This window comes from Pseudomonas rustica, from assembly GCF_049959085.1.
GTDB lineage: Bacteria > Pseudomonadota > Gammaproteobacteria > Pseudomonadales > Pseudomonadaceae > Aquipseudomonas > Aquipseudomonas rustica.
Genome location: NZ_CP188200.1, coordinates 653,124 through 667,182, shown reverse-complemented (window position 1 = coordinate 667,182; position 14,059 = coordinate 653,124). Strand labels below are relative to the sequence as shown.

Below are 14,059 nucleotides of genomic sequence, written 5' to 3'. Positions count from 1 at the left end.
AGCCCACTCGACGAGGGATCGGCGTTTAAGGCCTGGAATTGATCTGCTGCTGCAAGTTCTGGATCTGCGCCTGCAAGGTGTTGATGGTGCGCGTCATCTGCCCACGGAATGCGTCGAACTCGGCGGTGTTGCCGCCGCCCTGTGGCGCTGCCGGGCGATTGTCCTGCTCGCTCTTCAGCACAACGATGTCCTGTTCCAGACGTTCGATGGCCGCGCTCGGATTGCCTTGCTTCTTCAACGCCGCAATATCAGCGCTGAGGCTCTTGAACTGCGCATCGAAAGCCTTCAACTGCGTATCGACCTTGCCGGTGTCCGCCGGGGTGCTTTTCAGCGTCGCCAGTTCTGCGCTCAAGGCTTTGACCTGCGCCTGCAACTGGGTATTGGCGGTCTGCTGCTCGGTGGTCTGCGCGGTCATCTGCGCCAGACGCTTGTCCAGATCACTGGCCTGCCCCGCGACGCCTTGCTGCTGTTTGTTCTGATCGAGCAGCTTTTCTTCGAGTTGCTTGATCTGCAACTTCAAGGCTTCGCTGTCGCTGGTGACGTTGCTCTGGCTGGCGACGACTTTGCCGGAAATATCCTGCAAGCGCCCCGCCGCTTCTTCACTGATCCGCGCGAAGCTTTCCTGGGTCGCGACCAGTTGCTGCTCCATCAACGAAATCTGCTGAAAGCTCCACCAGGCCAGGCCGATGAAAGCAAAAAACAACGCGCCGACCAAAGCCCAGAGCGGCCCGGTGCTGGCGGCTTTGACCTTGACCACTGGCGCTGTGCGCGAGTGCACGGTGGTGCGGGCGGTGGTCGGAATGTCATCGTCGTCGAAGGTGTCGGCACGCAGGCTCGGCACATCATCGAAATCGTCGTGGGCATCATTACGCATGGACATTGAGGCAACCTTTGTAAAACGCGGTGATGGCTAAATGCTGCGAAGTATAACCCGCTCAGCCGCAGGCATTGACCCTCGACCGAGGGCGCGGTTCAGTGCTGGCCGACCAAGTGAACTCAACGAATGTCCTGGGCTTTCCACCAGCCGCAGAACTCATCGAGCGCCGTCCACAGGCTGACTTGCGGATCGTAGTCCAGATAATGCCGCGCGCGGCTGATGTCGAGGGTGAAATTTTTCTTCATCACCTGCATGCCCAACCGCGACAGCGTCGGCTCCGGACGCCCGGGCCAGAGTTTGCACGCGCCTTCATTCAGCGCCGCGACGCTGTAGGCCAGCCCGTAGGAACGGTACTTGGTGACCTGTGGGACTTCCATCTTGCGCATCACGTAATTCACCACATCCCACAACGGCACCGGCGCACCATTGCTGATGTTGTAGGCCTTGCCCAGCGCCGAACCGGCGGCGAGCAGACTGCTGAGCATCGCCTCGTTGAGGTTCTGCACACTGGTGAAATCGACTTTATTCAGGCCGTTGCCGATGATCGCCAGACGGCCCTTGCGCTGCATGTTCAGCAGACGCGGGAAGATGCTCATGTCGCCGGCGCCGGTGACGAAACGCGGGCGCAGGGCGATGGTTTCCAGACCGAATTCCTGGGCGCCGAAAACCTTCTGTTCGGCCAGATATTTGGTCGCCGCGTAATGATGTTTGAAGCGCTTGGGCACTTGCTCTTCGGTCAGGTTGAGGTGGTCGCGGCCGTCGAAATAGATCGACGGCGACGACAGGTGCACCAGCCGCCGCACACGTTGCTTCAGGCAGGCTTCGACGATGTTTTCGGTGACCTGCACGTTGCCCTGATGAAAGTCCTGATAGCGCCCCCACAGCCCGACGGCCCCGGCGCAGTGCACCACGGCTTCGACATCGCTGCAGAGTTCGCGCGCCAGCTCGGCATCGCTCAGATCGCCGGGCACAAACTCGGCGCCACGGCGTACCAGATGCTCGACGCTTTCGGCCCGGCGCCCGTTGACCCGCACGTCCAGGCCCTGCTCCAGAGCGAAACGCGCAAAGCGTCCGCCAATGAAGCCGCTTGCGCCGGTGACCAGAATTTTCATGCACAACTCCAACAGAAAAGCAGCTGCGAGCATCAAGCTTCGAGCTACAAGTAAAAACGGTGCGCAAGCCCACAACTTGCCGCTTGCAGCTTGACGCTTATAGCTGTTTCCAAGGCACTAGCCATTGTGCTGAAGCGCGCACCAATTGCTCGGTCAGTAAGCCGAGCAACTGACCGCCATTGCGCCAATGATGCCAGTACAACGGCACGTCGATCGGTTTATCTGGCAACAGTTCGCGCAATTCGCCGCGTTGCAGTTGCTCGCGCACTTGCAGTTCCGGCACCAGTCCCCAGCCCAAACCGGCTTCGGTCAGACGGATAAAACCTTCCGAGGACGGGCACAAATGGTGCTCGAATCCGCCGTCGACACCCAGCGACGCCAAATAGCGATGCTGAAGAAAATCGTCCGGGCCGAACACCAGCGCCGGGGTGCGCGGCAGTTGCTCGGCGCGCACGCCATCGGGGAAATGCCGCTCGATAAACGCCGGGCTGGCCAGTGCGCGATAACGCATCGCGCCGAGCAACACGCTACGCGCACCCGCCACCGGTCGTTCGCTGGCGCACAGGCACGCGGCCACTTCACCGGCGCGCATGCGTTTGAGCCCGACGGTCTGGTCTTCGACGATCAGATCCAGCAATAAATGTTGCTCGGCGCAGAAATCGCCGACAGCCTGCGCCCACCACGTCGCGAGGCTGTCGGCGTTCAGCGCAATGCGCAGGCGCTCCGGCAAACCCTCTTCGTCCAAGGCCGGGACGAGGGTTTGCAGGTCGCGCTCAAGCAAACGCACTTGCTGCACATGGTTGAGCAAACGCCGGCCGATTTCCGTGGGCGACGGCGGCGTGCCGCGCACCAGCACCGGCTGGCCGACCCGCGCCTCCAGCAGTTTGATCCGTTGCGAGATCGCCGATTGCGACAACCCGAGAATCTGCGCGGCGCGTTCGAATCCGGCTTGCTCGACCACGGCGGCCAGAGCAGACAGCAATTTGTAGTCGAACATCAGTTTTCCTAATGAGCGATCAGCACTATTGGTTTTTCTTATACAGGTTTCGCCCGGAGAATAGCCAGCAAGCACTCTTTATCAAGGAACACTGCAATGGCTGGCGAAACCTCTATAACAACCTTGTTGCGCAGCATGAGCCCGCAACTCAACGCCGGCGAATACGTGTTCTGCACCCTGCGCGACAGCCAATTGCCGGAAGGTCTGGAGACCGTCGGCAGCTTCCGCGAGCAGGAAGGTCTGACGGTGATTCTCGAACGTTCCCACGCTGAACAGGCTGGTTTCAGCTTCGACTACGTCGCCGCGTGGATCACCCTCAACGTGCATTCAGCGCTGGAAGCCGTCGGCCTCACCGCCGCGTTCGCCACGGCATTGGGCAAGGCCGGGATCAGTTGCAACGTGATTGCCGGCTACTACCACGATCATTTGTTTGTCGGTCAGGCCGACGCCGAACGCGCGATGCAAGTGCTGCGCGATCTGGCGGCCAACGCGGAGTAATTGTTATGTGGCAAAGCTATGTGAACGGCCTGCTGGTGGCGTTCGGGCTGATCATGGCGATCGGCACGCAAAACGCGTTTGTATTGGCGCAGAGCCTGCGGCGCGAGCATCACTTGCCAGTGGCGGCATTGTGCGTGGTTTGCGATGCGCTGCTGGTCGCCGCCGGGGTGTTCGGGCTGGCGACGATTCTGGCGCAGAACCCGACGCTGCTGGCGATCGCTCGCTGGGGCGGCGCGACGTTTTTGATCTGGTACGGCAGCCAGGCGCTGCGCCGGGCGTGCTCGAAACAGAGCCTGAATCAGGGCGAGAATCAGACCGTGCGTTCGCTGCGCGCGGTGATGCTCAGCGCGTTGGCGGTGACGTTGCTCAACCCGCACGTTTATCTGGATACGGTTTTACTGATCGGTTCGCTGGGGGCGCAGCAATCGGTGCCAGGCGCTTATGTGGTCGGTGCTGCGAGTGCTTCGCTGTTGTGGTTTTTCACCTTGGCGCTCGGCGCGGCATGGCTGGCACCGTGGTTGGCACGGCCGAGCACGTGGCGAATTCTCGATCTGGTGGTGGCGTTGATGATGTTCACCGTGGCCGGGCAATTAATTATCGCCAGCTGATTTATTCCAAAAGGCTCTGGAACCTCTATCCCACACAGTTGTTGCGTGGTTATGGCGCAACCCCGGTGCTATGATCCAACCCCTGCGCCGCAAAGAGTAAAAACTCGCCGGTGCATTTCTGGCCGCCCGTGATCGGCCTTGCGCTCACCGCAACAGACCTGATTAGGAGAATCATCATGGCTTTCGAATTGCCGCCGCTGCCTTACGCACACGATGCCCTGCAGCCGCACATTTCCAAGGAAACCCTGGAATACCACCACGACAAGCACCACAACACCTACGTCGTGAACCTGAACAACCTGGTGCCAGGCACCGAGTTCGAAGGCAAGACCCTGGAAGAAATCGTCAAGACTTCCTCGGGCGGTATCTTCAACAACGCCGCTCAGGTCTGGAACCACACTTTCTACTGGAACTGCCTGGCGCCAAACGCCGGCGGTCAACCAACCGGCGCGCTGGCTGAAGCCATCAACGCAGCTTTCGGTTCGTTCGACAAGTTCAAGGAAGAGTTCAGCAAAACCTCGATCGGCACCTTCGGTTCCGGTTGGGGCTGGCTGGTGAAAAAGGCTGACGGTTCCCTGGCCCTGGCCAGCACCATCGGCGCCGGCAACCCGCTGACCAGCGGCGACACCCCGCTGCTGACCTGCGACGTCTGGGAACACGCTTACTACATCGACTACCGCAACGTTCGTCCGAAGTATGTCGAAGCGTTCTGGAACCTGGTCAACTGGAAGTTTGTTGCTGAGCAGTTCGAAGGCAAAACCTTCACCGCTTAAGCTGCGCGTCAGTCAAAAAACCCGGCTTCGGCCGGGTTTTTTTATGCCTGTGATTTGCGGCAGCAGTATCAGGCAAATACTCCAAAAGTTTTCCCACCGAGGTGGATGACCAAAAATCCAAGAAAAGAATAAGCAATTATTTGCGCAGGAATAACAACCAGGCGTCGTAGATGCGAGGGGAAAGCAGCGATCTCATCCATCGCATAGGGATCACTTTTTGACAAAAAATCATCGTCGATTAAAAGCATCTGTGAGATGTGAGACAAACGACAGTAGCGACCGTAGACGCCGTTTCCCAACACTCGTTGATTGCGAGCGACGAAGTACGATGTTTTCAGGAGAGACTCAAGCTGCGCCAGTCTGAAAAAGCTGATCCATACTTTTGCAAATACAGCGATCAGGCCCAAGGAAAAACAGGCAATTAACCCGGCAACACCGATTAATTGCAGATCACTCGCTGGTCTGGAAAGAGTCACGCATATCCAACCAGTACTCAACCAAAGCAAGAGTAACCCGCCACCGATCACACTCAGCTGGAAGAGGTAGTCTGGAATTCTCACCCACTTTTTCAGATGCTCCGGGATAATTTCTGCTTCCATGACTGCATGCGGATCCAGCATTTGAAAATGGGTCAAACGGCCCGTCAATGTCCCTATTTCTCTGACTCTTCTCATTCGCCCAAATGGGCCGTTTCCAAATATTCTGCTATTAATGCCCACAATGTGGGAGGCAATGAAATGGTCTTCCATCTGATCCAGCCGGAAATAGGCGGCGAACAACACGAATGCCCCGCTGAGGAAGAAAAGCAGAAGTACCACGGCCCATGAATAGAGATAGACGAGATCAAAATGTGGGGCGATCACGATGGATCCTTAACGTTGATTCCCAGCATCCAGGACCCTTTAGCAAGAAGTACTTGGCTCAATTTAAGAAGTGAAGTGGTGGGCAAGCTTAAAATTCGGTAGAAGCTCATTATTCGTTCATCTCGTATAGTTTTTCGCCGAGAAGTTCCCCTGTCTGGCTACCCCCATCTCCTATTTGCGCTGCGAGCATGCCACTTACAACCAACATGCAAGCGACTCCTCCTGCTCCGGCGGTTCCTACGCCTATCGCGACACATGTCATCGGAGCAATGGTTGTCGCTAACTTGCCCGCTAGTATTCCGCCTAGAACGTTTCCAGACAGCTTCGCTCCCTCTATGAATCTCGCCCTGCGACATTCCTCTTCGCGCCCGCTTCGGCACGCTTCGTGAATTTTCATCGCCGCAGATCCAGCTCCCAGACCAATTGCTACATAACCACCGGCTTTCATGTATTTCGATGCACGCGCCACGCCTTCAATATGTGTCGCATACCCCGGCAGTTGAGTTGGTGCTCCAGCTTTGTTCCAGTTGTGCACGATTCTTTGCGTGGACAACCCTAGTGCGCGTTTAAGCTTCGGGTGATTCGGAATGCCTGTTGTCTTTCGAACCAACGTCCCCAAACCGACATCAAGCTTCTTCATCAGCCTTTTGCGTTGCGCAAAAAAACCCACGGAATGGAGATTGCCATACTGGCGGTATTGCTCGATGTGTAAGCGCTCCAGTTCTTTAAGCGTGTTATTGAGCGTTTCCATGTGCTGCCCCACCATGAACGATGCAACGCCCAATGCTCCGGAAGAAACACCCAAAAACGGCTCAATCACCTGATGATGCTCAACCATGAAAGAAGCTTCTTCATCCGTCAGATCCTTCAGCGCTTCATTCACCTTCTCCGCTGCCGCCATCATCTGCGCCTCTTCGCGTCGGCACATGTAGTTGCGCGAGTCACTGAAGATGACCATTTGCCCCGGTTTGACCTGTTCACTTAAATGACGGTTTAGCGAACGGAACTCGCGGCGCAATGCATCGCCAGGCGTCGTTTCATACAGCGCTCGCTCCAGCGCTTCGCGGCTCATGGGCTTCTGGACAATGTGAAAGCCCGACTCAGCCGGTGGCGGCAAGGTGTAGGCGTGGTCTTCCACCAGATGCTCGGCGGGTGGTGGTTCTGATTTGGGTTTGAAGGCGTTCCAGGAAGCACCGCTGTTATTCGCGACAACACGTGGTTTCACCACAACCCACTCACCATTACTGATGGCTTCGCCGAGTTTTCTCTGGTTGGCGCCTTGCAGGTAATTGGAATGATTGAGATTCATTGCATTGAGCAGATTGTCGAAGCCCGGCAATTCATCTGGGCGGTTGAGTGCCTCTCGAAAGATGTCCATGGCTTGATGGGTGTCGAGTACCTGCTGGCCGTGGAGTTCGCGTTGAGGGATAAGTCTGGTCACGTCCGTGCACTGTTCTGCAAAACAGCGGACTTTGACGAGCGAACTCAAGCACGGATGCAGGCCGATTCCGCATTGTGCGTAGGGAAATTCCGACTTTTCTTTGGCGGGAGAGACTCGCTGAACTGTGGGGAAATCGAGCCCTTGATGACCGCGACTCATTGGCCGGATGGTATTTCAGATCAAAAGATCGCAGCCTTCGGCAGCTCCTACGTGAAAATGGCGTTTCTCCCACAGAAAATGCAGCCTCACGCCGCTTGCTGCCGTGGCGCAGAGGGCTAACATCAATCAAAGGAAAAATTGTCAGACAGCGCTCAAGTTGAGGGCCAATACAACCGACACAGTACTAATCGGGCGAAGACGCCACAGAGCAGCATTTCGGCCAACGCCACGGGTAATTCATTCGGGGCCTGATTGTCCCTTTGACTGCCAACACGGGATTGCCAATACTCATGGCAACTTGACGCTACCCGCACGGATTAAGGAATAACCCTTTGAAGCTGGAACTCAAGAACAGCTTGTCGGTGAAGTTGCTCCGGGTCGTGCTCCTGTCGGCATTGATCGTCGGCGTGGTCTTGAGCTGCGCGCAGATCGTTTTCGATGCCTATAAAACACGTCAAGCGGTTGCCGGCGACGCCGAACGCATCCTCGACATGTTCCGCGACCCCTCGACCCAGGCGGTTTACAGCCTCGATCGGGAGATGGGCATGCAGGTGATCGAGGGCCTGTTCCAGGACGATGCCGTGCGCCAGGCCTCCATCGGTCATCCCAACGAAGCCATGCTCGCGCAGAAGTCCCGCGACTTGCAGCATTCCAACAGCCGTTGGCTGACCGACCTGATCCTCGGTCAGGAACGTACCTTCACCACGCAACTGGTGGGGCGCGGGCCCTATAGCGAGTATTACGGCGACTTGAGCATCACCCTCGACACCGCCACCTATGGCGAAGGTTTTATCGTCAGTTCGGTGATCATTTTCATCTCCGGCGTATTGCGTGCACTGGCCATGGGTCTGGTGCTGTATCTGGTTTATCACTGGCTACTGACCAAACCGCTGTCGCGGATCATCGAGCACCTCACCGAGATCAACCCCGATCGCCCCAGCGAACACAAGATTCCGCAGCTCAAGGGCCACGAGAAAAACGAGCTGGGCCTCTGGATCAACACCGCTAACCAGTTACTTGAATCGATCGAACGCAACACCCATTTGCGCCACGAAGCGGAAAACAGCCTGCTGCGCATGGCCCAATACGACTTTCTCACCGGCCTGCCGAACCGTCAGCAATTGCAGCAGCAACTGGACAAAATCCTGGTCGACGCCGGCAAGCTGCAACGCCGCGTTGCGGTGCTGTGTGTAGGACTGGACGATTTCAAAGGCATCAACGAACAATTCAGCTACCAGACCGGCGACCAACTGCTGCTGGCGCTGGCCGATCGCTTGCGCGCCCACAGCGGCCGCCTCGGCGCCCTCGCCCGTTTGGGCGGCGATCAGTTCGCACTGGTGCAGGCCGATATCGAACAGCCTTACGAAGCGGCGGAACTGGCGCAAAGCATTCTGGATGATCTGGAAGCGGCGTTCGCCCTCGACCATCAGGAAATCCGTCTGCGCGCGACCATCGGCATCACTCTGTTCCCGGAGGATGGCGACAGCACCGAGAAGCTGTTGCAGAAAGCCGAGCAGACCATGACCCTGGCCAAGACCCGCTCCCGCAACCGTTATCAGTTCTACATCGCCAGCGTCGACAGCGAGATGCGTCGCCGCCGCGAACTGGAAAAAGACCTGCGCGATGCCTTGCTGCGCGATCAGTTCTACCTCGTCTATCAACCGCAGATCAGCTATCGCGATCACCGTGTGGTCGGCGTCGAAGCGTTGATTCGCTGGCAACATCCAGAACACGGTCTGGTACCGCCGGATCTGTTTATTCCACTGGCGGAACAGAACGGCACGATCATCGCGATTGGCGAGTGGGTACTGGATCAGGCCTGCAAGCAATTGCGCGACTGGCATGATCAGGGTTTCGCCGACTTGCGCATGGCGGTGAACCTGTCCACCGTGCAACTGCATCACGCCGAGTTGCCGCGCGTGGTCAATAACCTGCTGCAGATGTACCGCTTACCGCCGCGCAGTCTGGAACTGGAAGTCACCGAAACCGGCCTGATGGAAGACATCAGCACCGCTGCGCAACACTTGTTGAGCCTGCGCCGTTCCGGTGCGCTGATCGCCATCGACGACTTCGGTACCGGTTATTCATCGCTGAGTTATTTGAAAAGTTTGCCGCTGGACAAGATCAAGATCGACAAGAGCTTCGTCCAGGATCTGCTCGATGACGACGACGATGCGACCATCGTTCGCGCGATCATTCAATTGGGCAAAAGCCTTGGCATGCAGGTGATTGCCGAGGGCGTTGAAACCGCCGAACAGGAAAGCTACATCATTTCCGAAGGCTGCCACGAAGGTCAGGGTTACTTCTACAGCAAGCCGCTGCCGGCGCGCGAGTTGAGCGTTTATCTCAAACAGGCGCAGCGCAGTAACGCAGCCATTTTATAAAGCAAAAGATCGCAGCCTGCGGCAGCTCCTACATGAATCGCATTCCCCTGTAGGAGCTGTCGAGTGAAACGAGGCTGCGATCTTTTGATCTACGTAAATAAGAAATATTTCCAGCCACAACCCTTTACACATAATGCGAAAGATTTGCATTATGTCGCAGTTTTGCGCACCCCCGCGCCTGTCCCATAAACCACCGAAGCAGGATGTTCGCCATGATTCGTATGCCTCTGGCTACCGCCAGTCTGCTGGCCATCGCTATTTCCCTCGCCGGTTGCGGCGAAGGTAAAGACAAGGCCGCCGCACCGGCCACGCCGACTCCAGCCGCCAGCACCACCGCACCTGCGGCTGCTCCTGCCGCTGCCGGTAAAGTCGACGAAGCCGCCGCCAAGGCTGTGGTCGCGCACTACGCCGACATGGTCTTCGCCGTTTACAGCGATGCCGAATCTACCGCGAAAACCCTGCAAACCGCCGTCGACGCTTTCCTCGCCAAGCCGAACGCCGACACGCTGAAAGCCGCTCGCGAAGCCTGGATCGCTGCTCGCGTTCCTTACCTGCAGAGCGAAGTGTTCCGCTTCGGCAACACCATCATTGACGATTGGGAAGGTCAGGTTAACGCCTGGCCACTGGACGAGGGTCTGATCGACTACGTCGACAAATCCTACGAGCACGCACTGGGTAACCCGGGCGCGACCGCCAACATCATCGCCAACACTGAAATCCAGGTCGGCGAAGACAAGGTCGATGTCAAAGACATCACCCCGGAAAAACTCGCCAGCCTCAATGAGCTGGGCGGTTCCGAAGCCAACGTTGCAACTGGCTACCACGCCATCGAGTTCCTGCTGTGGGGCCAGGACTTGAACGGCACCGGCCCTGGCGCTGGCAACCGTCCTGCTTCCGACTACCTCGAAGGCGCTGGCGCCACTGGCGGTCACAACGATCGTCGTCGCGCTTACCTGAAAGCCGTGACCCAACTGCTGGTCAGCGATCTGGAAGAAATGGTCGGTAACTGGAAGCCGAACGTGGCTGACAACTACCGCGCCACGCTGGAAGCCGAGCCAGGCGAAAGCGGCCTGCGCAAAATGTTGTTCGGCATGGGCAGCCTGTCGCTGGGTGAACTGGCGGGCGAGCGCATGAAGGTTTCCCTGGAAGCCAACTCGCCGGAAGACGAACACGACTGCTTCAGCGATAACACGCACAACTCGCAGTTCTACGATGCCAAGGGCATTCGTAACGTCTACCTGGGCGAATACACGCGCGTTGACGGCACCAAGATGACCGGCGCCAGCCTGTCGTCGCTGGTGGTCAAAGCCGACCCGGCTGCCGACACTGCGCTGAAAGCCGACCTGGCGGCTACCGAAGCGAAGATGCAGGTCATCGTTGATCACGCCAACAAGGGTGAGCACTACGACCAGTTGATCGCTGCCGGCAACACCGCTGGCAACCAGATCGTTCGCGACGCCATCGCCTCCTTGGTCAAGCAGACCGGTTCGATCGAAGCCGCTGCCGGCAAACTGGGCATCAGCGACCTGAACCCGGACAACGCTGATCACGAGTTCTGATCACAACGTCCGCTTCAAAAAAGGCGACCTTCGGGTCGCCTTTTTCATCCCTGATGTTCACAGTCCCATGTAGGAGCTGCCGAAGGCTGCGATCTTTTGATCTGTCTTTTTAAAAGCAAGATCAAAAGATCGCAGCCTTCGGCAGCTCCTACAGGGGTTTTGCATTTGCGCTGTATCAAGCAAACGATAATTCCTCTTATTCAAACCCCCTCGCCCTGTTAGACTTTGCGCCTTTATTTTCGCTCGTCCGCAGGATGTCTGATGCCCTCGCTGCCTCTTCGCTTGTTCGCACTGTTCATGGCCCTGGGCCTGGGTGCCTGCGATGACGCCCCGCGTTTCACCAAGGCTGAGCCCGGTGAAGCGCGATCCGGCGGGGCGGCGACTGTGCGCAAGACTGATCAGAACGCGTTTTCCCTGCCGTCGGCCAATCTGCCGCCCTCGCGCCGGGTCGATTTCAGCGTCGGCAACAGCTTTTTCCGCAATCCGTGGGTGATCGCCCCGGCAACCACCACCGCCCGCGATGGCCTCGGCCCGCTGTTCAACACCAACGCCTGCCAGAACTGCCACATCAAGGACGGTCGCGGACATCCGCCGACGCCCGGTGCGTCGAACGCCGTGTCGATGCTGGTGCGCCTGTCGATTCCTGACACGCCGGCCTACGCCAAACTCATCGAGCAGGTCGGCATCGTGCCGGAGCCGGTGTATGGCGGGCAGTTTCAGGACATGGCGATCCCCGGCGTCACCCCGGAAGGCAAGGTGCGCGTCGATTACACGCCAGTGCCGGTACGCTTCAAGGACGGCACCGAAGTCGAATTGCGCAAACCGGTCTTGCAGATCACTCAACTCGGCTACGGCCCGATGCACCCGGACACGCGTTTTTCCGCACGCGTCGCCCCACCGATGATCGGCCTCGGCCTGCTCGAAGCGATCCCCGAAGAAGCCATCCTCGCCAACGCCGCCGCACAGGCCAAAGCGAAAAACGGCATCAATGGCCGGCCAAACCAGGTCTGGGATGACGAACTGCAAAAAACCGTCATGGGCCGATTTGGCTGGAAAGCCGGACAACCGAATCTCAATCAACAGAATGTTCACGCGTTTTCAGGTGATATGGGCCTGACGACCAGCCTGAGACCGTTCGATGATTGCACCGACGCGCAAACCGCCTGCAAACAGGCGCCGAGCGGCAATGGCCCGGACGGCAAACCGGAAGTCAGCGATAACATCCTGCGTCTGGTGCTGTTCTACAGCCGCAACCTCGCTGTGCCGGCACGCCGTGGCGTTAACGAGGCAGAGGTCATCGCCGGCAAGAACCTGTTTTTCCAGGCCGGTTGCGACTCGTGCCACACGCCGAAATACACCACCGCCGCCAACGCCGCCGAACCTGAACTGGCCAATCAAGTGATTCGCCCGTACAGCGATCTGCTGCTGCATGACATGGGCGACGGTCTGGCCGACAACCGTACGGAATTCCAGGCCTCCGGCCGCGACTGGCGCACGCCGCCGTTGTGGGGGATTGGCCTGACGCAAGCGGTCAGCGGTCACACACAGTTTTTGCATGACGGTCGCGCGCGCAATCTGCTCGAAGCGGTGCTCTGGCACGGCGGCGAAGCGACGGCGGCGCAGCAACAGGTTTTATCTTTCAATGCCGAGCAGCGCGCTGCGCTGCTGGCGTTTCTGAACTCACTTTAAACACTGAAAAAGAATCGGGAGCCCGACATGTTCCGTCCCAAGCTACTGTTCACCAGCCTTGCCGCGCTCGCCCTCGGCGCCTGCTCGCCGCAGGATCCGCAAGCGGTCACCTCGGCGGCCATCGCCAAATCGGTGATTCTGCCGACCTACACCCGTTGGGTCGAAGCCGACAAGCAACTGGCGGTCAGCGCCCTCGCCTACTGCCAAGGCAAAGAAACCCTGGAGACCGCCCGCGCCGATTTCCTGCACGCGCAGAAAGCCTGGGCCGAGTTGCAACCGCTGCTGATCGGTCCGCTGGCTGAAGGCAACCGCGCCTGGCAAGTCCAGTTCTGGCCGGACAAGAAGAACCTGGTCGGTCGTCAGGTCGAGCAACTGGTCGTCGCCCAGCCGCAGATCGATGCCGCCGCGCTGGCCAAATCGAGCGTAGTGGTTCAGGGTCTGTCGGCTTACGAATACATCCTGTTCGACGCCAAGCCTGACGTCGCCAACGCCGAGCAGAAAGCCAAATACTGCCCACTGCTGATCGCCATCGGCGAGCGTCAGAAGCAACTGGCCGAAGAGATTTTGCAGAGCTGGAACAACACCGACGGCATGCTCGCGCAGATGTCCAAGTTCCCTAACCAGCGCTACGCCGACTCCCACGAAGCGATCGCCGATCTGCTGCGCGTGCAAGTCACCGCGCTGGACACCTTGAAGAAAAAACTCGGCACGCCAATGGGCCGCCAGAGCAAAGGCGTGCCACAGCCGTTCCAGGCCGATGCATGGCGCAGCCAGTCTTCGTTGACCGCGCTGGAAGCCAGCCTCACCGCCGCGAAAACCGTGTGGGAAGGCGTCGACAACAAAGGCCTGCGTGGGCTGTTGCCGGCTGAGCAAAAGCCGTTGGCCGACAAGATCGATGCTGCCTACGCTGCCTCGCTGAAACTGTTCGACAGCACTCAGCGCTCGCTCGGCGAAATGCTTGAAGACGACGCCGGTCGTCAGCAACTCAACGACATCTACGACAGCCTCAACGTCGTCCATCGCCTGCACGAAGGCGAACTGGCCAAGGCGCTGGGCATCCAACTGGGCTTTAACGCCAACGACGGTGACTGATGAGGGC

12 protein-coding genes are annotated in these 14,059 nt (G+C 58.5%); 7 read left to right on the top strand and 5 right to left on the bottom strand.

Annotated features, from left to right (window positions below; genetic code table 11):
- Positions 1-25 precede the first annotated feature (25 nt).
- From ACP3TY_RS03200 to ACP3TY_RS03190, 3 genes are all read right to left on the bottom strand, one after another.
- Positions 26-880: an ATPase gene (locus ACP3TY_RS03200; RefSeq protein WP_159812569.1), complete on the bottom strand. Its 855-nt coding sequence runs from the start codon at positions 878-880 to the stop codon at positions 26-28.
- 116 nt (positions 881-996) lie between these two features.
- A complete protein-coding gene (locus tag ACP3TY_RS03195) occupies positions 997-1,989 on the bottom strand; it encodes an NAD-dependent epimerase/dehydratase family protein (RefSeq protein ID WP_053123345.1) in 993 nt (330 codons plus the stop codon).
- Positions 1,990-2,086: 97 nt separating this feature from the next.
- A complete protein-coding gene (locus ACP3TY_RS03190) occupies positions 2,087-2,986 on the bottom strand; it encodes a LysR family transcriptional regulator ArgP (RefSeq protein ID WP_053123347.1) in 900 nt (299 codons plus the stop codon).
- Positions 2,987-3,082: 96 nt separating this feature from the next.
- Between ACP3TY_RS03190 and ACP3TY_RS03185 the strand changes: the two genes are divergently transcribed.
- The 3 genes from ACP3TY_RS03185 to ACP3TY_RS03175 all read left to right on the top strand — a co-directional run bounded on the left by ACP3TY_RS03185 (position 3,083) and on the right by ACP3TY_RS03175 (position 4,865).
- Complete coding sequence (locus tag ACP3TY_RS03185) at positions 3,083-3,484, top strand: ACT domain-containing protein (RefSeq protein ID WP_426619235.1); 402 nt, start codon at positions 3,083-3,085, stop codon at positions 3,482-3,484.
- A 5-nt stretch (positions 3,485-3,489) separates the two neighbouring features.
- Positions 3,490-4,092, top strand: coding sequence for a LysE/ArgO family amino acid transporter (locus ACP3TY_RS03180; RefSeq protein WP_053123351.1), 603 nt, complete (start codon positions 3,490-3,492; stop codon positions 4,090-4,092).
- A 176-nt stretch (positions 4,093-4,268) separates the two neighbouring features.
- Positions 4,269-4,865: a superoxide dismutase gene (locus tag ACP3TY_RS03175; protein ID WP_007918933.1), complete on the top strand. Its 597-nt coding sequence runs from the start codon at positions 4,269-4,271 to the stop codon at positions 4,863-4,865.
- A gap of 68 nt (positions 4,866-4,933) precedes the next feature.
- Here the strand turns inward: ACP3TY_RS03175 and ACP3TY_RS03170 are convergent, their stop codons facing one another.
- Together ACP3TY_RS03170 and ACP3TY_RS03165 are read right to left on the bottom strand one after the other, a co-directional pair.
- On the bottom strand, positions 4,934-5,728 hold the full coding sequence (locus ACP3TY_RS03170) for a hypothetical protein (protein WP_282358266.1): 795 nt from the start codon (positions 5,726-5,728) through the stop codon (positions 4,934-4,936).
- Between the two features lie 109 nt (positions 5,729-5,837).
- Entirely contained in the window at positions 5,838-7,169 is a 1,332-nt protein-coding gene (locus ACP3TY_RS03165) for a hypothetical protein (RefSeq protein ID WP_426619234.1), read from the bottom strand.
- 491 nt (positions 7,170-7,660) lie between these two features.
- On the opposite strand from ACP3TY_RS03165, the gene ACP3TY_RS03160 reads away from it, so the two are divergent.
- The 4 genes from ACP3TY_RS03160 to ACP3TY_RS03145 all read left to right on the top strand — a co-directional run bounded on the left by ACP3TY_RS03160 (position 7,661) and on the right by ACP3TY_RS03145 (position 14,052).
- Positions 7,661-9,712 (top strand): putative bifunctional diguanylate cyclase/phosphodiesterase, encoded by a 2,052-nt coding sequence (locus ACP3TY_RS03160; protein WP_053123358.1) that lies wholly within the window; start codon positions 7,661-7,663, stop codon positions 9,710-9,712.
- Between the two features lie 212 nt (positions 9,713-9,924).
- Positions 9,925-11,271: an imelysin family protein gene (locus tag ACP3TY_RS03155; protein ID WP_053123360.1), complete on the top strand. Its 1,347-nt coding sequence runs from the start codon at positions 9,925-9,927 to the stop codon at positions 11,269-11,271.
- A 261-nt stretch (positions 11,272-11,532) separates the two neighbouring features.
- On the top strand, positions 11,533-12,960 hold the full coding sequence (locus tag ACP3TY_RS03150) for a di-heme oxidoredictase family protein (protein WP_426619233.1): 1,428 nt from the start codon (positions 11,533-11,535) through the stop codon (positions 12,958-12,960).
- Positions 12,961-12,987: 27 nt separating this feature from the next.
- On the top strand, positions 12,988-14,052 hold the full coding sequence (locus ACP3TY_RS03145) for an imelysin family protein (protein WP_426619232.1): 1,065 nt from the start codon (positions 12,988-12,990) through the stop codon (positions 14,050-14,052).
- Positions 14,053-14,059: the final 7 nt, after the last annotated feature.